Genomic DNA, 20824 nt, shown 5'->3' on the forward strand with positions numbered 1-20824 from the left:
GGCGTGGAGTCTACGCCAATGCCCTGCACGTCACAATCCACAGCTGGGGCAGGAGATCCTGATTGATAAACCTGATGGTCATCTCACACGCAGATGGATGCACAGTGTTTATTCCAGCGCGTCCAGCCCCTTTCTGACCTCAGCGGGCAGACAGGACTCCCAGCCCCAGATCAGCACCAGCAACAGGCTGAGGTCATCGAGCCAGCCCAGCAGCGGCACCACGTCGGGGATGAGATCCACCGGGCTGATGCCATAGAGCAGGATGAGGATCACCAGCCCCTTGGCCCACCAGGGGGTAGCAGGGTGGCGAAACCCGAAATAGAGGCGGCGCAGACGCCGCCAGATGAGCCAGCGTTTGCCGCTCAACTCTCGATCAACTCGCTGCGCAGCCGCTGGATCTGATCCCGCATGGCGGCGGCCTGCTCGAACTCCAGATCCCGGGCGTGCTGGAACATCTGCTCTTCCATCCGTTTGATCTCCTTGCTGATCTCGCTGGCGGAGCGGGCATGGTACTCCCCTTGCGGCTCGGCGGCCTTGCGAGCCCCCTTGGCCGATTTGCCCGCCGTGCGGCTGCCCCCCATGTCCATCACATCCCCCACCGACTTGTTGAGCCCCTTCGGCGTGATGCCGTGCTCGAGGTTGTGGGCATGCTGCAGGGCGCGGCGCCGCTCCGTCTCCTCGATGGCCACCTTCATGGAGTTGGTGATGGTATCCCCGTAGAGGATCACCTTGCCGTTGAGGTTGCGGGCCGCCCGGCCTATGGTCTGGATGAGAGAACGGGTGGAGCGCAGGAAGCCCTCTTTATCCGCATCCAGAATCGCGACCAGGGAGACCTCCGGCATGTCGAGCCCTTCGCGCAGCAGGTTGATGCCCACCAGCACATCGAACTTGCCGAGACGCAGATCCCGGATGATCTCCACCCGCTCCACGGTATCGATGTCCGAGTGCAGGTAGCGCACCCGCACGTCGTGATCCGCCAGATATTCGGTCAGATCCTCCGCCATCCGCTTGGTGAGCGTCGTGACCAGCACCCGCTCCTCCACCGCGACCCGCAAGCGGATTTCGGAGAGCAGATCGTCCACCTGGGTGGTGACCGGGCGCACCTCGATCTCGGGATCCAGCAACCCGGTCGGACGCACCACCTGCTGCACCACGTCGCCACCGGACTTCTCCAGCTCGTAGGGGCCGGGAGTCGCCGAGACAAACACCGTCTGGGGCATCAGGGCTTCAAATTCGTCGAACTTCAGCGGCCGGTTGTCCAGCGCCGAGGGGAGACGGAAGCCGTACTCCACCAGCGTCTCCTTGCGCGAGCGGTCACCCTTGAACATGGCGCCAATCTGGGGCACGGTCACGTGGGACTCGTCGATGATGAGCAGGCCGTCCCCCGGCAGGTAGTCGAACAGCGTGGGCGGCGGCTCGCCGGGGGCGCGTCCGGACAGATAGCGGCTGTAGTTCTCGATGCCGGAGCAGTAACCCAGCTCCTGCATCATCTCGATGTCGAACTGGGTACGCTGGGTGATGCGTTGCTCCTCCACCAGCTTGTTCAGGCTCATCAACTGCTCGCGACGCCCCTTGAGCTCCTCCTTGATGTGATCGATGGCCCCGAGGATGGTCTCCCGCGGCGTGGCATAGTGCGTCTTGGGATAAATGGTGTAGCGCACCACCGTCTGCTCGATGGCGCCGGTCAGGGGATCGAACTGGGAAAGCCGCTCCACTTCCTCGTCAAACAGCTCCACCCGCAGGGCCAGCTTGTCCGATTCGGCGGGATAGATGTCGATCACCTCTCCCCGCACCCGGAAGGTGCCACGCTGGAAGGCCACGTCGTTGCGGGTATATTGCAGCTCGGCGAGGCGGCGCAGGATGTCCCGCTGGTTGATCACATCCCCCACTTTGAGGTGCAGCATCATGCTGAGGTAGGCTTGGGGGTCTCCGAGGCCATAGATGGCCGAAACGGAGGCGACGATTACCACATCGCGCCGCTCCAGCAGCGCCTTGGTGGCCGACAGCCGCATCTGCTCGATGTGATCATTGATGGAGGCATCCTTCTCGATGAAGGTGTCCGTGGTCGGCACATAGGCTTCCGGCTGGTAGTAGTCGTAGTAGGAGACGAAATACTCCACAGAATTCTCTGGGAAGAACTCCTTCATCTCTCCATAGAGCTGGGCGGCCAGGGTCTTGTTCGGCGCCAGTATCATGGTGGGGCGATTGAGGGTGGCGATCACGTTGGCCATGGTAAAGGTCTTGCCCGAGCCGGTTACCCCGAGCAGCGTCTGGTGGGCGAGCCCCGACTCGATGCCATCGAGCAGGCGGGCGATCGCCGCGGGCTGATCCCCTGCGGGTTGAAACTGGCTGGCCAACTGAAATAACTTGCTCATCACGACTCCCGGCAAAAACAGCAAGAAAGAAGTGTACCCCGAGTTGGGATATCTGGGTATCCACTCCGCCAGAGCCACCGACTATTGACCTGGAAAAGCGAGCTCTGTATAGTGCGTCTCCTTGCCTGATGTTCCCCCGTAGTTCAGTCGGTAGAACGGCGGACTGTTAATCCGTATGTCACTGGTTCAAGTCCAGTCGGGGGAGCCAATCTCCTCACCATCTCGGTGCAAGTTATCCACTTTAGTGCTTTCCTCTGCCAATTTTAATGCACAAGCCGATCCTCTCGGCGATCCTCCCTTTTGATCCCCCTCTTATCGCCGACAGCGTTTTCTCCTGTCGAGTATAACTATATGATTTTTATAGTAATATTTTTCTGTAGGTATTTTTTGAACAGCCCTTGCACCCCAGCATTGGCGCGGCCTGCAGCCTGATTGCCAAGTTTCATGAACAGGGTTATCCACAGATTCTGTGGGTAAGTGAGTCAAAGCCAATCAGGGCCTAGGTTAGCTGCAATCGCCACCGGCTTGGCGAGCGCAAAGACCCGTATCCCCATTTTCTCCTGTTTTTCTCCTCCCCCCTAAATGGGTTTCTGAGGGCCCGGCACATCCCCAGATGCCCCATTTGTGTCGCCATGCCAGATGCCATGGGTCACCCCCGCCAACCAGATCGGTGACACATGGGGGATCCGGTTTTCTTCAACCAGTCAAAAATGCTGAAAAACGTCTGCCACTACCCGCTGAACAGCAGGTAATAAATTGTCCACAGGGGGCAAAAGCCTCGGCCCGCCGACAGCAGAAATCACTCATTGACAGCGAGATGGGCAGTGATAAATATCGCTGCGACCCCCTTGGCATCCGCACCTCACCCCTCCCGGGTCGATCAGCCCCCACTTAACTGCCTGCCAGACCACTTTGACGCTTCTCTCTTGCCATGGGATCCGGCACAATATCGGCCCCACTTTTTTCCTCGGTTCTTCCGGGCATGACCATAGATTTCGTGACACTGCTGCATCAAAGCGACTCCCTGCTGCTGTTCGTGGTACTGGCCTTCGGCCTGCTGCTGGGCAAGGTACGCATCGGTAATTTCCAGATAGGCAACACCATCGGGGTACTGTTCACCGCCCTGCTGTTCGGCCAGATGGGCTTCCAGTTCTCCACCTCCACCGAAAATGTCGGCTTCATGCTGTTCATCTTCTGCGTGGGGATAGAAGCCGGGCCCCACTTCTTCAGTGTCTTCCTGCGCGATGGCATCCACTACATCACCCTGACCCTGGTGATCCTGCTGAGCGCCCTGCTGCTCACCGTGGGACTCGCCAAGTTCTTCAACCTGGGCCCCGGCATGGCCGCCGGCATCCTGGCGGGCTCCCTCACTTCGACCCCGGCGCTGGTCGGCGCCCAGGACGCCCTGCGCAGCGGGTTGCTCAACCTGCCCCACCAGACCGACATGCAATCCGTGCTCGACAACATGGGGATCGGCTATGCCCTGACCTATCTGGTGGGTCTGGTGGGCCTGATGCTGGTGGTACGCTACCTGCCCTCCCTGGCAAGGCTGGATCTCAACACCGAGGCGCAGAAGATTGCCCGCGAGCGGGGACTCTCCGACAGCGAGAACCGCAAGACTTACCTGCCCATCATCCGCGCCTACCGCGTCGGCCCCGAGCTTGCGGCCTGGATTGGCGGCCGCACACTGCGCGAGACCGGCATCTATCCCCACACGGGCTGTTATGTGGAACGTATTCGCCGCAACGGCATCCTGGCGAGCCCGGATGGTGATGCGGTGATCCAGGAAGGGGACGAGATCGCACTGGTGGGCTACCCCGAGAGCCACGAGAAGCTGGACGTCAACTATCGCAACGGCAAGGAGGTGTTTGACCGCAACCTGCTGGACCTGCAGATCGTCACCGAAGAGATCGTCGTGAAGAATGACGCTGTGGTCGGCCGCCATCTGGTGGAGCTCAACCTCACCGAGAAGGGCTGCTTCCTCAACCGGGTGGTGCGCTCCCAGATAGAGATGCCCTTTGATCGCAACATCATGCTGCAAAAGGGTGACGTGCTGCAGATCAGCGGCGAGAAGCTGCGGGTCAAACTGCTGGCCAACAAGATTGGCTTCATCAGCATTCACAGTCAAACCACGGATCTGGTGGCCTTCGCGACCTTCTTCGTGTTGGGCCTGCTCATCGGCTCCGTCTCCCTGGTGTTCGGCCAGATAGAGTTCGGCCTTGGCAACGCGGTCGGCCTGTTGCTGGCGGGGATCCTGATGGGCTATCTCAGGGCCAACCACCCCACGGTGGGCTATGTGCCGCCAGGAGCATTGCGCCTTGCCAAGGATCTCGGTCTCGCCGTCTTCATGGTGAGCACCGGTCTCAAGGCCGGTGGCGGCATCCTGGATCACCTGAGCGAGGTGGGTATGGTTGTGCTCTTCTCCGGCATGCTGGTCACCACCCTGCCGGTGCTGGTGGGCTACCTGTTCGGGGTCTGGGTACTGAAGATGAACCCGGCCCTGCTGCTCGGGGCCATCACCGGGGCTCGTACCTGCGCTCCGGCCATGGACGTGGTCAACGAGGCCGCCAACAGCTCCATCCCGGCGCTCGGCTATGCGGGCACCTATGCGGTAGCCAACGTCTTGCTGACGCTGGCGGGCTCCTTCATCATCGGCTTCTGGTTCTAGCGATTTCGAGCCGACGTCATATCAAAAGGAGCCTCAGGGCTCCTTTTTTCGTCACGGCGCTGCTTACCGCCAATTTGAATAGTGGAAACCGTGCTATGACGCCCCTCCAATCAAACCCAATAAGCTAAATCCCCCACAGTGCGCCGCTTACACTCTATAAAACGAGTGAGGTGTACGTATGAAACGCTTATGGATTGTCATGATCTGGCTGTTCTGCTCCCTGAACCCCGTCTGGAGTGCCGAAGCAGACCAACAAGCCACCACGGATGAGGGATCGGATAAAAGCGCCCTGGAGTTTGACAGTGCCCAGCTCTCCAAACCCATGCGGGGCGATCTGGATGCCATGCTGGAGCGACGAGCCATCCGGGTACTGACCACCTACAACAAGACCGGCTACTTCATCTACAAGGGAGTACAGCGGGGCGCCACCTACGACGCCTTCATGCAGGTGGAAAAGCGCCTCAACGAACAGCTCCGCAAGAAAAAAGCCATCAAGCGCAATCTCAAGGTGCACTTCGTCTTCATCCCCGTCGCTCGTGAAGCCCTGATCCCCGCCCTGCTCGAAGGCAAGGGGGACATCGCCGCCGCCAACCTCACCATCACCGACAAGCGCAAGCAGCAAGGGGTGGAGTTCTCCTCTCCCCTGATTGAAAACGTGCGCGAGTTGCTCATCTCGGGCCCCCAGTCTCCCAAGGTGGAGAGCGTCGCCGATCTCGGGGGACAGAGTGTCTATGTCAGGCCCTCGTCCAGCTATTACGACAGCCTGCTGGCCTATAACGCCGCCCGCAAGGCGGCGGGGGAACCCCTCATCGACCTCAGGCCCGCCTCCGAAGTGCTGGAAGACGAGGATCTGGTGGAGATGGTCAACGCAGGCCTGCTGCCCTTCATCGTGATGGATGAGCACAAGGCCCGTTTCTGGAAGAAGATCTTCCCGGCCATCCAGATCCACGAAGAGCCGGTGTTCCGCAGCGGGGGCATCATCGCCTGGGGGGTACGCAAGGAGAACACCCAGCTGCTCGCCATGCTCAACGAACAGATCAAGGCCCTGCGAGGCAAAGCCACCGGCGAAGCCATACTGGCGCGCTATCTCAAGCAGAACAAGTTCGTCAAGAGCGCCGCCGCCGAGGCCGAGCGCAAGAAGTTCCTGCAGGTGGTCGAGCTGTTTCGTGAATACGGCGAGAAATACGACGTGGACTGGCTGCTGGTCGCAGCCCAGGGCTATCAGGAGTCGGCCCTCAACCAGAAGGCCCGCAGCCATGTGGGGGCCATCGGCATCATGCAGATCATGCCCGCCACCGGCAAGGGGTTGAAGGTGGGGGATATTCGCCAGCTGGAGCCCAACATCCACGGCGGCGTCAAATACATGCGCTGGATGATCGATCACTACTATGCGGATGAGCCCATGACGGCGCTGGACAAGGCGCTCTTCTCGTTCGCCTCCTACAACGCGGGGCCGGCCCGGGTGGCGCGGCTGCGCACCGAGGCCAAGAAGCGGGGACTGGATCCCAACATCTGGTTCCACAACGTGGAGTATGTGGCGGCGGAGAAGATAGGGCCCGAGACCGTCACCTATGTGGGCAACATCTACAAGTACTACATCGCCTACAAGCTGGTGATGGAGCAGATGGCCCTCAGGAAGCAGGCCACCGACGCCCTCCAGGCACCGGGCAAGGAGAAGTCGGCTGAACAACCTTCCGGTGCCAGCAAAACCTGATGCTCGCCGGCATCAGATCACCACGGCGGGGCCCACAGGGCCCCGCCTTCTTTTTCACTCCTCACATCCGCCGTGACCAGAATGAACAAAATGGGCAGAACAGCCTTAATAGCCATTACGGCCAGATTGTTTTCCAGACAGATACGATTAATTAACCTCCATGCAACAATCACAAGGAGAACACCATGTTGCAAGGAACCTTCAAGCGCACCCTGCTCTGCTGTCTGCTGGGCGCCAGCCTCGGCGTGCAGGCCAAGATCGACGAAATTCACTTCCTGATCCCGGGTGGCGCTGGCGGCGGCTGGGACAACACGGCACGGGGAACCGGCGAGGCGCTGACCAAATCCGGCCTCATCACCACCGCCTCCTTCCAGAACATCTCCGCCGGGGGGGGCGCCAAGGCCATCGCCCACCTGATCGAAACCTCGGCGCAATCCGACAAGACCCTGATGGTCAACTCCACCCCCATCATCGTCAAATCCCTCTCCAAGGAGCTGCCACAATCCTTCCGGGATCTCACGCCGGTCGCCGCCATCATCGCCGACTACCAGGCGCTGGCCGTACCGCTCGACTCCCCCTATCAGACCTGGCCCCAGCTGCTGGCGGCCTATGAAGCCAATCCCGCCAAGGTGAAGATCGCAGGCGGCTCCGCCCGGGGTAGCCTGGATCACCTGGTGGCCGCCATGACCTTCAAGAATGCGGGGGCCGATGCCAGCAAGCTGCGCTACGTGGCCTATGATGCGGGCGGCAGCGCCATGGCCGCGGTCCTGGCGGGAGAAACCCAGGTGCTCTCCACCGGCTTTGGCGAGGCGATGGAAGCGGTCAAGTCCGGCCAGATGCGGATCCTCGGCATGACGGCGTCCGAGCGCATGCCGGATGCCAAAGACATCCCCACCTTCAGCGAGCAGGGCAACCCGACCGTGTTTGCCAACTGGCGCGGTTACTTCGCCTCCCCCAGTGTGAGCGCCGAGAAATCCGCCGAATTCGCCACCCTGCTCAAGCAGATGTATGACAAACCGGAGTGGGAAGCCGTGCGGGCGCGCAACAACTGGACCAACAGCTATCAGTCCGGTCCCGAGTTTGTCGCCTTCCTCAACAGCCAGGAGCAAGAGATCGGCGGCCTGATGCGCGAACTCGGCTTCATCAAGTAACCCCAACCCCGTGGCGGGCCCGGCCCGCCCATTGGAGTCATCATTATGCACCTGACCAAGGAACGGTTCGGGGGGCTGCTGTTTTTGCTGCTCTCCCTCGCCTATGGCTATCACGCCACCCTGATCCCGGGCTACCCGGGGGACGAATATGAACCCTTTACCGCCAGCACCCTGCCCTATGCCCTGGCCGGCGTCGGCATCGTGCTCTCCCTGCTGCTGATGGCCTCCCCCGGCGGTGAGCGGCTGCAAAAAGAGTCCGGCAACTGGCGACTGGTGTTCGCCTTTCTGATCCTGATGATCATCTATGGCGTGGCCCTGACCTGGCTCGGTTTCTTGGTCGCCACCGTCTTGTTCCTCATCGCCGGGATCCGGCTGATGGGTGAACCCAGCCTCGCCTTCGCCTGCAAGGTGAGCCTGCCCTTCACTCTCATCTTCTGGGCCCTGTTGACCAAGGGGCTCAATGTCTACCTCGAGCCGGGTCGGCTGTTCACCCAGTTGCTGGGATAAGGAGAACCCATGTTAGACGGCATTCTGCAAGGGCTCGGCACCGCCGTGATGCCCATCAACCTCTTCATGGTGGTGGTCGGCTGCTTCGTCGGCACCTTCATCGGCATGTTGCCGGGGCTTGGCCCCGTCACCGCCATCGCCCTGATGATCCCCATCACCTACGGGCTGGATCCCGCCTCCGGCATCATTTTGATGGCCGGGGTCTATTACGGCTCCATGTTTGGCGGCTCCACCGCCTCCATCCTGATCAACACCCCGGGCTGCTCCGCCAGCATGATCACCGCCATCGACGGTTATCCCATGGCGTGCAAGGGCTATGCGGGCAAGGCACTGGCCATCTCCGCCTATGCCTCCTTCGTCGGCGGCACCCTCTCCGCCATCTTCCTGATGGTGGCGGCGCCCCTGCTCGCCAAGGTCTCCCTCTCGTTCCAGTCGGCGGATTACTTCGCCCTCATGGTGCTGGGTCTGTCCGCAGTGGCGGCCTTTGCCGGCAAGGGTCAGGTGCTCAAGGCGCTGATCATGGCGCTGTTTGGCATCATGATCTCCACCGTCGGCATCGATCGCAGCGTCGGGGTAGACAGATTCACCTTCGGCCTGCCGGACCTGCGCGATGGCTTCTCCTTCCTGCTGCTGGCCATGGCCACCTTCGCCCTGGCGGAGATCCTGATGACGGTGCTGCGCCCTGGCAAGGATTCCCGTGCCGAAGAGGCGGCGCAGATCCAGAAACTCGGCTCCCTCAAGCTCAGCAAGGAGGAGGTCAAAGAGATAGCGACCCCGGTCGCCCGCTCCTCGGTGCTCGGCTTCTTCATCGGCGTGCTGCCAGGGGCCGGTGCCACCATCGCCTCCTTCATGGCCTACGGGGCCGAGCGCAACTTCGCCCGCAAGGAGAAGAAGGATGAGTTTGGCAAGGGCAGCCTGACCGGCGTTGCCGCCCCGGAAGCGGCCAACAATGCCGCCTCCAGCGGTGCCTTCGTGCCCCTGCTGACCCTGGGGATCCCGGGGTCCGGCACCACGGCACTGATGCTGGGCGCCCTCATCGCCTATGGCATCCAGCCGGGCCCGCGTCTGTTCATGGAGCATCCGGACGTGTTCTGGTCGGTGATCATCTCCATGTACCTTGGCAACGTGGTACTGCTGATCCTCAACCTGCCGCTCATCCCCTATCTTGCCAAGATCCTGCAGGTGCCGCGCCCCGTGCTCATCCCCATGGTGCTGCTGTTCTCGCTGATCGGGGTCTATCTGGTCTCCTTCAACACCATGGACATCTATGTCATGTCACTGGTGGCCCTGGTCGCCATCGGCCTGCGCCTGCTGGACTTCCCCATGGCCCCCATGCTGCTCGGCTTCATCCTGGGCGGCATGCTGGAGGACAACCTGCGCCGGGCACTGGTCATCAATGACGGCTCCCTGAGCTTCCTGTGGGAGCGCCCCATTACCCTGGGCTTCACCCTGGTGACCCTGGTGATGTTGTTGCTGCCGGCCTGGCAGTGGTGGCAAGCCCGCAAGGCCAACAAGTCCCTCAAGGGGGAGCCGGCCACCAGCCACTGAATCGATGAGCCTCTGCCACCTCTGTACTCTACCCATAATGAGCAGAGCCCTTGATACCCCGACTGGGAGCAAACCCTACTAAAAAGAGCGCCAACAGGCGCTCTTTTCTTGTGTGATATTCACCCCATGTTCAGTGGCGGCGGTAGCGCCGCTCCGGCCGTCCGACGGTGCCGTATTCGAGATCCGGGCTCGCCAGCTGCTGACCCACCAGAAACTCCAGATAACGGCGCGCCGTGGTGCGGCTCACCCCCATCTTGGCGCCAACCTCCTCGGCGCTGGCCCCCTCGGCGGTCAGGGCGGTCAGCACCCGCTGCAGGGTGAGTCCGTCGATCCCCTTTGGCAGGCCGGCTGCCGCCACCTGTTGCAAGGGAGTACCGAGCAAGGCATCCACCGCCTGCTGATCGATGTCCGCCAACGCCGCCAGGGCGGCGATGCTCTGGCGGTACTTCTCCAGGGTGTCTCGCAGACGCTCGAACACCACGGGTTTGAGGATGAAATCCACCACTCCGAGGCGCATCGCCTCTTGCAGGGCACTCGCCTCCCGGGCGGCGGTGAGCAGGATGACGTCAAGGCTGGCGCCGGCCTGGCGCAGCTCCCGCAGCAAGGAGAAGCCCTCCCCGTCCGGCAGCCACACGTCCAGCAGCACCAGATCGGGCTTGAGGATGGCTATCTGCTCCCTGGCATCGAACAGGGTGAGCGCCACCCCCAGCACGTCAAATCCAGACAGCCGCTGCACGAAGCGGCGGTGGATCTCGGCGATGGCCGGATCGTCCTCGACGATCAGGATCTTGATCACTCACACCTCCTTGGGAATGTAACAGACGACGCAACTTCCCTGCGCCGTGGCTTCGATGGTGATCTGTCCCTGCAGGGCGTCCAGGGTCTTGCGCACCAGGGAGAGGCCGATGCCGTGGCCCGGCTCGGATTTGCTGCTCACCCCCCGCTCGAACAGCCTGTCCGCCAGGGCGGGATCCACCCCGCCGGCCCCATCCTCTACCTCGAGGATGAGATCCTGTCCCAGATCGCTCAAGGCCACCCGGATAGGCTGGTAGGGGGCGCCGTGGCGGCGGGTCGCCTCGAAGGCATTGTCGATGAGATTGCCAAGCAGGGTCACCAGCTGGGAGCCGCTCACCCTGGCGGGAATGTCCTGCAGGCAGGCGTCGGGATCGACGATGAGCACCAGCCCCAGCTCGTGGGCCCTGTGATACTTGCCAAGCAGCAGTCCCGCCACCTTGGGTTTGCCGATGGCCCCCATCAGGAAGCTGAGCAGGGTCTGCTCGGTGGCGGCCTCCCGCCCGATGAAGGCGAGCGCCTCCTGGGTGGCACCCAGCTCTATCATGCCGGCGATGGTACCGAGCTGGTTGTTGTGTTCATGGGTCTGCACCCGCAGCAGATCGCTGTAGGCCTGGACCTGGGAGAGCTGGGCACTGAGTTCGGCCAGCTCATCCTTGCGCCTGAAACTCGACACGGCGCCGATGAGGCGTCCCTCCTGCACCAGCGGCAACCGGTTGACGATGAGGGGCTGGCCGTTGAGGACAATTTCCTCGTCAAACTGGGGGCTCTGCTCTTGCAGGATGGAGAGCATGCGGCTGCCCGGCAGCAACTGGCCGATGGGTTGACCAATGGCGGCCCTGGCAACGGTTTCATCCAGGCGCAGCAATTTGATGCCGTTGGGGTTGATGGAGGTGAGCCTACCCTGCTCGTCGATGGTGAGGATCCCTTCGCGCACGGTGCGCAGGGTGCAGTCGAGCTCCGCATAGAGGCGCCCTATCTGCTCAGGTTCGAAGCCGAAGATGGCCCGCTTGTAGCGCCGGGCCAGCCAGCCGGCGGCGGCGCTGTTGAGGATCACGATGAGCAGGGTGCAGAGCAGGCCAAAGCGCAGGAAGCCCCGCAGGTCGGCGTCGATGTCCCGCACCAGATAGCCGACCGACACCACCCCGATCACCTTGCCCATCTCGTCGCGAATGGGCCCCTTGCCGCGCACCGCGCTGCCAAGGGATCCCTGCGCCCTCGAGATGTAGAACTCCCCTTGCAGGGCACGGGCAGGATCGTCCCCCACCATGGGCTTGCCGAGCCGATCCGCATTGGGATGGACCAGGCGCCGGGCATCGGCGTCACCGATGACGATGTAGCTGGCCCCGACCTCCCCCCGCATCCGCTCCACCAGCACGTTGAGACGGGCGGTATCGGCGCGCTTGACCCCGGCGATGACGCCGGGCTCGCGGGCCACCAGCCGTGCCACGTCGAGGGCCTGATCCCCCACGTCCTGATAGCGCTGTTCGGCGACATAGTAGTAGCTGGCCCCGCTCAGCAGCACCAGCTGCAACAGGCTGACCAGACAGAGCATGAACAGGATGCGTCCTTGCAACCCGAGTTTCATGCCTCCTTGTCTCCTCGCAGCAGCTCCAGCAGCAGGCTGCCGTCGCGCAGGGCCTTGTGGACCTGCACCGAGGTGGGTTTGGTGGGATCTTCGTAGAAGTGGGTGGACTCTATCTGCAGTCGCGTCAGGTATTCAGCGGGCAGCTGGCTCGCCAGGGACTGGTGCAGCATGGGGAACAGCAGCCGATCGGCGCGGGTGATCTCTCCCCCCAGCAGCAGCTTGCCCGGATTGAGCAGGCAGATGAGGTTCGACAACACCCGGGAGAGGCGACCCGCCGCCTGATGCAGGATGTCCTGACAGAGGCTGTTGCCCGCCAGCGCCAGCTCGCACAGCTCGCGAATGGTGACGCTCGTCGGCAGATCGTGCTCCTGCATGCGCTCGCGCAGGTCCCGGTACTGGGCCTCCAGCGCCTGATTCGTCACCAGGGTGCAGGCACAGCCAAAACCGCCGCAGTAACAGCGCTGGCCATAAGGTTCGAGCTGCAGGTGGCTGAGATCCCCGAGCAGGGCCGCCTCGCTCTCGATGAGCTGGCCGTTGACCACCATGCCGACCCCGATGTCGTTGTGCACGAACACCAGCACCGCATCGGCGCAATTCTTGGCGGCGCCCCATTCGCGCTCGGCCTGGATCCAGGTGCGCACGTCACCGCTCACCAGCACGGGCACCCCGAACGCCTCTTGCAAGGTGGGGCCCAGCGGCCAGTTGCGCAGATCGTAATAGGGGAAGTGTTTGACCATGCCGGAGTGGCGCTCCACCTGCCCCGGCAGGCAGAGCGCGATGCAGGCAAGGCGCAGCGCCTTCTTCGGCAGGAAGCCTTCGATGGCCCGCATCAGGCTGGCCAGCAGATCCGTGCGCTCCGCCTCGCTGAACTGGTGGCGGTGGCGCGCGAGGGAGTGACCGGAGAGATCGAACAGGGCCATGTCCACATAGCCACGGCCGAGGCGCATGGAGAGAAACTGGAAGCGACGCTCGTTGATGCGCAGCAAGGTCTGGCGGCGACCACGGCCCACCGAACTCTCGCCACAGGTGACGACGAGGCCGCCATCGAGCAGCTCGCGAGTGATCTTGGTGATGCTGGCCGGTGAGAGCCCTGTCAGACGGGACAGATCGGTCCGGGACAGCTCCTTGTGCTCCTCCAGGCTGGCATAGACCAGGCCGTAGTTGAGCTGACGGATCAAATCGATACTGCCTTTCACGATCTCATTCATGGGTTGGGGGCTGACGCAAAGAACGAATGTTGCGATTTTCACACATTCTGCGTCGATCCCCAAATTTGCCATCTGGACATGGCGTCCAGATGGCAAAAATGTGATCAGTAACGGAAGCGAGCCACCAATTGGCGCAATTTATCGCCCGTATCCGCCAGTGCACGGGTGGTGGTGCTGGATTCACCCGCCGCCTCGGTCAGCTCGCTGACGATCTGCTGGATGGCCACCAGGTTCTTGTTGATCTCCTCGGAGACCGCATGCTGCTCCTCCGCCGCCGTCGCTATCTGGATGTTCATGTCATTGATGGTGCCCACCGCCGCCACCATGCTGTCGAGGGAGCTGGCGATGTGGCCCGCCTCCTGGACCGTCTCCTGGCTGCGGGACTCGCTGGCCTGCATCACCTCCACCGCCTGCTTCACGCCCCCTTGCAGGCGTTGCAGCATCTCGTTGATCTCCTTGGTGCTCTGCTGGGTACGTCCGGCAAGGGAGCGCACCTCGTCCGCCACCACCGCGAAGCCGCGCCCCTGCTCACCGGCCCGGGCCGCCTCGATGGCGGCGTTGAGGGCCAGCAAATTGGTCTGCTCGGCGATGCCGCGAATGACCTCCACCACGGAGCCAATCTTGCCGGTCTCCTGGGCCAGTTGCTCGATGACGCCGGCGGCGATGTGCACCTCGTCCACCAACCGGTTGATGCTGCCGATGGCGCTGCCCACCACCTCGCGGGCGGCGTCGGATTCTCGCGCCGCATCACTGGTGGCGCTGGCTGCGTTGGAGGCGCTGGCTGCCACCTCCTGGGCGGTGGAGCTCATCTCGGTCACGGCGGTGACCACCTGATCCGTCTCCTTGCCGTGGCCGTGCATCTGCCGATCCGAGTGTTCGCTCAACCGATGGAGCTTCTCCACGGCGCCGAGCAGTTGATGGCTGGTCTCCCCCACCTGGCTCACCACGGATTGAATGCGCTCGACGAAGCGGTTGAAGGCACTGGCCAGCTGACCCACCTCATCCTTGCTCTGCACCTTGAGGCGCTGGGTGAGATCCCCGTCACCGTCGGCGATGTCATTGAGGGCCGACACCGCCTCCGCCAGCGGCCGGGTAACCCGATTGCCAATGGCCACCGTGGCCGCCAGGGTCACCCCCAGGATCACGAGGATCAGCAGCACTCCGGTTTTGAGGGAGTCATGCATGTTCTGCTCGCGCTCCGTGCGCAGGGTCGCCAGTTCGCTGTCGATGTCATCGATGTAGAAACCGGTCCCCACCACCCACTGGTACTTGTCGAGCAGCAGGTTGTAGGAGAGTTTGGGAGCATCCCGACCGAGGGAGGGCTTGTTGGTCCAGTACTCGGTGTACCCATCCCCCTCCCGGGCCGACTTGATGATCCCCTGGATGAGGGGCGTTCCCCGGGTATCCTTGTCCTCCCAGCGATTCTTGCCCTCCACCTCGGGGCGGGTGGGCAGCAGCAGGGTATTGCCCTGGAAGTCATAGATGAAGAAGTAGCCGTCGCTGCCATAACGCAGAGGGCGCAATATCTCTTTCACCCGCTCGCGCGCCGCCGGGCTGTCCGGTTCGGCATAGGCTTGCTCGATGGACGTCTTGGCCAGCATCAGGTAACTGCTGAGCAGCGCCTTGCGCTCAGACAGCGCCTTGTCCCTGGCCGCAACCAGTTCGGATTCCAGCGAGTTTTTGGAAATCAAATAGTTGCTGAGGTTGACCACCAGGGCCATCAGCAGCACGGGAAGCGCGCCCAACAACAGGATCTTCTGCTTCAGAGTCATCATGTACTTCCTTTAGCCATTTTTATGGGGTGTTCCGTTCCTACCGGTTCGACCTGCTGGCCGAGGGGGGGCCGCTTTCGCTACAATCCCGCCACCTGATTTATCGACCCGGTTAACCGACTCATGAGCCTTTGTCCCTGCGGTAGCGCACTTTCTCTCGCCCAATGTTGCGGCCCCCTTCACGACGGCCAGCCGGCCATCAGCGCCGAACAGCTGATGCGCTCACGCTACAGCGCCTTTGTCTTGGGGCTAGGCGACTATCTGGTGCACAGCTGGCACCCGGATTTCCTGGGTACCCTCACCGCCGAACAGCTCTCCCAGACCGATACCCGGTGGGATGGCCTGGAGATAATGGCGGCGCAAGGAAGTCAATACGATGACGAGGGCAGCGTGGAGTTCAAGGCCTGGTTTCTGGAGGGGAATGAGCGTCACTGTCTGCACGAGCGCTCCCGCTTCGTGCGCTATCAGGGGCGCTGGGTCTACACCGACGGGGAGCAGGATCCCGCCCCCCTGCGGGTCGGGCGCAACGATCCCTGCCCCTGTGGCAGCGGCAAGAAGTTCAAAAAGTGCTGCGGCTAGATGGATGTGCCACCACAATGACGCTCTTCAGTCAAAGTGATCTGTACCTGTCAACGAGACAGCATACATGATCACCGCCTGACCCCTTCCCGGGTCATCCACCCAGGGGCCGTCGGCCCCTTTGTCGTCTTTGCGTTGTGACAACAATCACAAAATGCTCATACCCTTGCCATTTATGAGCGTTTGCGAACATTAACTTGGCCCATATCAAACATTTCTGTCCTCAAAGGCGCCACACTGGCCCCATCTGGAAGAGATGAGACGGGCAAAAATGAAAAGAATAACCACAGAGGTCGTCATCATAGGTGGCGGTGCCACCGGCGCCGGCATCATGCGTGACTGCGCCCTGCGCGGCGTCGACTGTATCCTGCTGGAGCGCGATGACATCGCCGCCGGCACCACGGGTCGCAACCACGGCCTGCTCCACTCCGGCGCCCGCTATGCGGTGACGGATCAGGAGTCCGCCCGCGAGTGCATCGCGGAGAACCGCATCCTCAAGCGGATCGCCAGCCACTGCGTCGAAGACACCGGCGGCCTCTTCGTCACCCTGCCGGAAGATGACATCGGCTTTCAGGCCACCTTCATGGCGGCCTGCGCCCAGGCCGGCATCGAGACCGAGCAGCTGGATCCCCGCGACGCCCTGCGTCTCGAACCCAATGTGAACCCGGCGCTCATCGGTGCCATTCGCGTGCCGGACGGCACCGTCGACCCCTTCCGCCTCGCCGCCGCCAACGTTCTGGACGCCAAGGAGCACGGCGCCCGCATCTTCACCCACAGCAAGGTGCTGGGGCTGCTCCGCAGCCAGGACAGGGTGCACGGGGTCAGGGCCATCAACACCCGCACCGGCGAGGCGTTCGAGGTGGAGTGCCAGGAGGTGGTGAACGCCGCCGGCATCTGGGGCCAGCAGATCTGCGAGTACGGGGATCTCGGCATCCGCATGTTCCCCGCCAAGGGCTCCCTGCTCATCATGGATTACCGCATCAACCAACTGGTGCTCAACCGGGCCCGCAAGCCGGCGGATGCGGACATCCTGGTACCGGGCGACACCATCTCCCTCATCGGTACCACCTCGAGCCGCATCGACTACCACAAAATCGATCAGCTCACCGTCGAACCCGATGAGGTGGAAGTGCTGCTGCGCGAGGGCATCAAGCTCGCTCCCGTGATGGCGCGCACCCGCTTGCTGCGCGCCTACGCCGGGGTGCGCCCCCTGGTAGCGGTGGACGGGGACGAGTCGGGCCGCAACATCAGCCGCGGCATCGTCTTGCTGGATCACGCGAAGCGGGACGGCCTCAAGGGCTTCAACACCATCACCGGCGGCAAGCTGATGACCTATCGGCTGATGGCCGAATGGGCCACGGATCTCATCGCCAGCAAGCTTGGCAACAGCCAGCCCTGCCGCACCGCCGAACTGGCCCTGCCCGGTTCGCGGGATCCGGAGAAGGTCTCCGCCCCCGGCCTCTCGGTGCCTGCGGTCGGCTCAGCCCAGTACCGCCACGGCGAGCGGGTCATCGCGTTCTTCCGGGACAACCCCAAGGCCAACGCCCTCATCTGCGAGTGCGAGATGGTGACCGCGGGGGAGATCGAATACGCCCTGCGGGAGCTCGACGTGGACAATCTGGTGGATCTGCGCCGCCGCACGCGCCTCGGCATGGGCCCCTGCCAGGGGGAGCTGTGCGCCTATCGCGCCGCCGGTCTGATGCAGGAGTACGGCAAGGCCGACGGCCGCGAGGCCTGCGTCATGCTGCGCCAGTTCCTGGAGGAGCGTCACAAGGGTACCCGTCCGGTGCTCTGGGGAGATGCCCTGCGGGAAACCGAATTTACCTACTGGATCTATGAGGGCCTGTTCGGCCTCGGGGAGTGGACATCGCCACACCTCGTCACCCAGACGCCTGTCGAGACCCAAGGAGAGCCATCATGAAGTTCGATACCATCATCATCGGTGGCGGCATGGCGGGGCTGTCCGCCGCCCTGCGTCTGGCCGAAGCGGGCCAGAAGACCCTGCTGATGGCCTCGGGCCAGAGCGCCCTGCATTTTTCCTCCGGCTCCGTCGACTTGCTCGACGCCGACGGGGATCCCCGCGCCGCCCTCCCCGCCTTTATGGCCGAGCGACCCGAGCACCCCTACAACAAGGTGGGGCTCGTCAACATCATGGCGAGTCTGGACGCCCTGCAGCAGCACTGCGGGAGTGAGGGGCTGCCTCTCGTGCGCCAGGAGCAGAACCATCATCGCATCACCCCCATCGGTACCCTCAAGGCCACCTGGCTCTCCCCTGAGACCTGTGCCTGCGTCACCGAGACTCCCATCCCCCAGAGCCTGCTGCTGGCCACCCTGAGTGGATTTCGCGACTTCCACCCGGCGCTGGCGGCGGCCAATCTCGGCGTCCAGCCGCGCTTTGCCCACTGCCGCATCCTCACCGGCGAGCTTAACCTGCCCCAGCTGGCGGCATTTAGCCACAACCCCCACGAGTTTCGCTCTGCCGACATCGCCCGCCTGTTTGACAAGCAGCTGGGGGATCAACAGGCAGGGAGCGCCCAGCCGGATCTGTTGACCGCCCTCGCCCGGGAGATCAATCAGATGATCGCCCAGAGCGGCGAGCCGGATTGTCGCCACCTGGTGCTGCCCGCCTGCCTCTCCCTCGGGCTGGTCGGCCCGCGGCTGGCCGAGCTCGAGCGGCTCACCGACTGCACCATCCGGGAGGTGGCCACCATGCCTCCCTCCCTCATCGGCATGCGGATGCAGGAGACCCTCAGGCGCCGTTTCCAGCACCTTGGCGGCACCTTCCTCACCAGCGAACGAGTCCTCGGGGCCCGCTATGAGGGCGACAGGGTGGTCGGGGTCCATAGCCAGAACGGGGACGATCAGCTGTTCGAGGCGGACAACTTCGTGCTCGCCTCCGGCAGCTTCTTCAGCCGCGGGCTGGAGTCACGCCTTGGCGGCATTCGCGAGCCCATCTTCGATGCCGACGTGCTGAGCCTGCCGGAACGCGACGCCTGGGCCGGTCGCCGTCTGTTCGATCACCACCCCTTCCTGGGCTTCGGGGTCAAGACGGACGACAGACTACGGGTACTGCGCGGCGGCAAACCCTTCGCCAACCTCTATGGGGCGGGCAGCGTGCTGGCCCACTACGACCCGGTACGCGAGGGCTCGGGCTCGGGCGTCGCCGTCGCCACCGGCTGGCAGGCCGCCGGTCATATCCTGGCGGGGGTCTGAGATGAGCCACGCTTCGCTATTCACTCGGGGCCGCCCACTGACCCACTACGATGCCCAATTGCGCGAGGGCTCGGGTTCGGGCGTCGCCGTCGCCACCGGCTGGCAGGCCGCCGGTCATATTCTGGCGGGGGTCTGAGATGAGCCACGCTTCGCTATTCACTCGGGGCCGCCCACTGACCCACTACGATGCCCAATTGCGCGAGGGTTCGGGCTCGGGCGTCGCCGTCGCCACCGGCTGGCAAGCCGCCGCTCATATCCTGGCGGGGGTCTGAGATGACTCCCCTTTTCCATGTCACTGCGGGCAGTCAGCTGCCCTGCCCATCATCCCGTTGCCGCGCCATTCATGCTGCCAATCCGGCCAGGGAGGAGTAAATCATGCTACTGGATCACGCCAACCAAACCTTCGATCAGTGCATCAAATGCACCGTCTGCACCGCCTACTGTCCGGTGGCCAAGGCCAATCCCGCCTACCCGGGCCCGAAGCAGGCCGGCCCCGACGGCGAGCGGCTGCGCATCAAGAGTCCGGCGCTGTTTGACAGCGCCCTCAAGTACTGCACCAACTGCAAGCGCTGCGAGGTGGCCTGCCCGAGCGGTGTGCGCATCGGCGACATCATCGCCAAGGCCAAGCACCAGTACGGCGGACTCAAACCCGGGATCCGCGAGTTCGTGCTCTCCCACACGGATCTGATGGGGGGCATGTCCACCCTGATGGCTCCCGTGGTCAACTTCACCACCGGCCTCAAACCCGTCAAGCAGGTGCTGGACAAGGCCCTCGGCGTCTCCTCCCACCGGGACTTGCCCAAATACTCCCAGGGCACCTTCCGCGGCTGGTACAAGAAACAGAAAGAGGCTCAGGCCCGCTTTGAGCGCCAGATCGCCTACTTCCACGGCTGCTACGTCAACTACAACCACCCGCAGCTCGGCAAGGAGCTGGTGCAGGTGCTCAACGCCATGGAGATCGGGGTGCAGTTGCTGGAGCGGGAGAAGTGCTGCGGCGTGCCCCTGATTGCCAACGGCTTCATGGACAAGGCCAAACAGCAGGCGGCGTTCAACATCCGGCAGATGGAGAACAGCCTGCTCGGCAACGAGATGCCGCTGCTGGCCACCTCCTCCACCTGCGGCTTCACCCTGCGAGACGAATATCCTCACCTGCTAGAGCAGGACAACCGCAAGGTACGAGACAGGATCTCCCTGGTGACCCGCTTCATCTGGAATGAGTTCTATCGGGGCAACAAGCCGGCCATGAAGCCGCTCAACCTGCACATCGCCTACCACACCCCCTGCCACATGGAGAAGATGGGTGGCGTCATCTATACGCTGGAGCTGCTGCGGTCCATTCCCGGGGTCAGGGTGACGGTGCTCGAATCCCAGTGCTGTGGCATCGCCGGCACCTATGGCTTCAAGTCGGAGAACTACCAGACCAGCCAGACCATAGGCCAGGGGCTGTTTGATCAGATAAATCGCATCAACCCTGATCTCGTCATCACCGACTGCGAGACCTGCAAGTGGCAGATAGAGATGAGCACGCCCTATGCCTGCGAGCACCCCATCCATCTGCTGGCAAGGGCGCTGGCATAACCATCAAACACTGCCTCAGTCGCGTTTTTATGCGCAGATCATCTACCAAGTCAATCAATGGCAGCGTAATGCGATGAGGTAGAGGCAGCAAAACAAAGAGCCGGCAATTGCCGGCTCTTTTCGTTTATCGC

Annotated in this window: 17 protein-coding genes and 1 tRNA gene; 12 read left to right on the plus strand and 6 right to left on the minus strand. The window is 62.9% G+C overall.

Annotation, left to right across the window (positions count from 1 at the left end; translation table 11 throughout):
* Window positions 1-108 precede the first annotated feature (108 nt).
* Both VZC39_RS11185 and uvrB read right to left on the minus strand, forming a co-directional pair.
* The gene (locus tag VZC39_RS11185) at window positions 109-366 is read right to left on the minus strand and encodes a YkvA family protein (protein ID WP_349917924.1); all 258 of its coding nucleotides are present in this window, start codon (window positions 364-366) and stop codon (window positions 109-111) included.
* Window positions 363-2375: an excinuclease ABC subunit UvrB gene (uvrB, locus tag VZC39_RS11190; RefSeq protein ID WP_349917925.1), complete on the minus strand. Its 2013-nt coding sequence runs from the start codon at window positions 2373-2375 to the stop codon at window positions 363-365. The genes VZC39_RS11185 and uvrB overlap by 4 nt, the downstream gene beginning before the upstream one ends.
* Window positions 2376-2507: 132 nt before the next feature.
* On the opposite strand from uvrB, the gene VZC39_RS11195 reads away from it, so the two are divergent.
* From VZC39_RS11195 to VZC39_RS11220, 6 genes are all read left to right on the plus strand, one after another.
* A tRNA-Asn gene (locus VZC39_RS11195) sits at window positions 2508-2583 on the plus strand.
* Between the two features lie 774 nt (window positions 2584-3357).
* Window positions 3358-5043, plus strand: a complete 1686-nt coding sequence (locus VZC39_RS11200; protein WP_434662524.1) for an aspartate:alanine antiporter — start codon at window positions 3358-3360, stop codon at window positions 5041-5043.
* A gap of 178 nt (window positions 5044-5221) precedes the next feature.
* The gene (locus VZC39_RS11205; RefSeq protein ID WP_349917928.1) at window positions 5222-6757 is read left to right on the plus strand and encodes a lytic transglycosylase F; all 1536 of its coding nucleotides are present in this window, start codon (window positions 5222-5224) and stop codon (window positions 6755-6757) included.
* 185 nt (window positions 6758-6942) lie between these two features.
* Complete coding sequence (locus VZC39_RS11210; protein WP_349917929.1) at window positions 6943-7908, plus strand: tripartite tricarboxylate transporter substrate binding protein; 966 nt, start codon at window positions 6943-6945, stop codon at window positions 7906-7908.
* Between the two features lie 45 nt (window positions 7909-7953).
* Complete coding sequence (locus VZC39_RS11215; protein ID WP_349917930.1) at window positions 7954-8415, plus strand: tripartite tricarboxylate transporter TctB family protein; 462 nt, start codon at window positions 7954-7956, stop codon at window positions 8413-8415.
* 9 nt (window positions 8416-8424) lie between these two features.
* On the plus strand, window positions 8425-9963 hold the full coding sequence (locus VZC39_RS11220; RefSeq protein WP_434662528.1) for a tripartite tricarboxylate transporter permease: 1539 nt from the start codon (window positions 8425-8427) through the stop codon (window positions 9961-9963).
* Between the two features lie 130 nt (window positions 9964-10093).
* Here the strand turns inward: VZC39_RS11220 and VZC39_RS11225 are convergent, their stop codons facing one another.
* The 4 genes from VZC39_RS11225 to VZC39_RS11240 form a co-directional block, all read right to left on the minus strand.
* Window positions 10094-10759 (minus strand): response regulator, encoded by a 666-nt coding sequence (locus VZC39_RS11225; RefSeq protein WP_434662531.1) that lies wholly within the window; start codon window positions 10757-10759, stop codon window positions 10094-10096.
* Entirely contained in the window at window positions 10760-12343 is a 1584-nt protein-coding gene (locus VZC39_RS11230; RefSeq protein WP_349917935.1) for a sensor histidine kinase, read from the minus strand.
* Window positions 12340-13551, minus strand: coding sequence for an ROK family protein (locus tag VZC39_RS11235; protein WP_434662534.1), 1212 nt, complete (start codon window positions 13549-13551; stop codon window positions 12340-12342). Before VZC39_RS11235 ends, VZC39_RS11230 begins: the two co-directional genes overlap by 4 nt.
* A gap of 104 nt (window positions 13552-13655) precedes the next feature.
* A complete protein-coding gene (locus VZC39_RS11240; RefSeq protein WP_434668462.1) occupies window positions 13656-15323 on the minus strand; it encodes a methyl-accepting chemotaxis protein in 1668 nt (555 codons plus the stop codon).
* A gap of 123 nt (window positions 15324-15446) precedes the next feature.
* On the opposite strand from VZC39_RS11240, the gene VZC39_RS11245 reads away from it, so the two are divergent.
* The 6 genes from VZC39_RS11245 (at window position 15447) to glpC (ending at window position 20693) form a co-directional block, all read left to right on the plus strand.
* Window positions 15447-15902 carry a YchJ family protein gene (locus tag VZC39_RS11245; protein WP_434662537.1) on the plus strand — a complete coding sequence of 152 codons (456 nt, stop codon included), beginning with the start codon at window positions 15447-15449 and terminating at the stop codon, window positions 15900-15902.
* Between the two features lie 271 nt (window positions 15903-16173).
* On the plus strand, window positions 16174-17823 hold the full coding sequence (gene glpA, locus VZC39_RS11250) for an anaerobic glycerol-3-phosphate dehydrogenase subunit A (RefSeq protein ID WP_434662540.1): 1650 nt from the start codon (window positions 16174-16176) through the stop codon (window positions 17821-17823).
* Window positions 17820-19115 (plus strand): glycerol-3-phosphate dehydrogenase subunit GlpB, encoded by a 1296-nt coding sequence (gene glpB / locus VZC39_RS11255; RefSeq protein ID WP_434662543.1) that lies wholly within the window; start codon window positions 17820-17822, stop codon window positions 19113-19115. Before glpA ends, glpB begins: the two co-directional genes overlap by 4 nt.
* Window position 19116: 1 nt before the next feature.
* Complete coding sequence (locus tag VZC39_RS11260) at window positions 19117-19251, plus strand: hypothetical protein (protein ID WP_349917944.1); 135 nt, start codon at window positions 19117-19119, stop codon at window positions 19249-19251.
* Window position 19252: 1 nt separating this feature from the next.
* Window positions 19253-19387 carry a hypothetical protein gene (locus tag VZC39_RS11265; RefSeq protein WP_434662545.1) on the plus strand — a complete coding sequence of 45 codons (135 nt, stop codon included), beginning with the start codon at window positions 19253-19255 and terminating at the stop codon, window positions 19385-19387.
* A gap of 103 nt (window positions 19388-19490) precedes the next feature.
* Window positions 19491-20693: an anaerobic glycerol-3-phosphate dehydrogenase subunit GlpC gene (gene glpC, locus VZC39_RS11270; protein WP_434662548.1), complete on the plus strand. Its 1203-nt coding sequence runs from the start codon at window positions 19491-19493 to the stop codon at window positions 20691-20693.
* Window positions 20694-20824: the final 131 nt, after the last annotated feature.

It is taken from the genome of Aeromonas sp. NJAU223, from assembly GCF_051125555.1.
GTDB classification, from domain to species: Bacteria; Pseudomonadota; Gammaproteobacteria; order Enterobacterales; family Aeromonadaceae; genus Aeromonas; species Aeromonas veronii_G.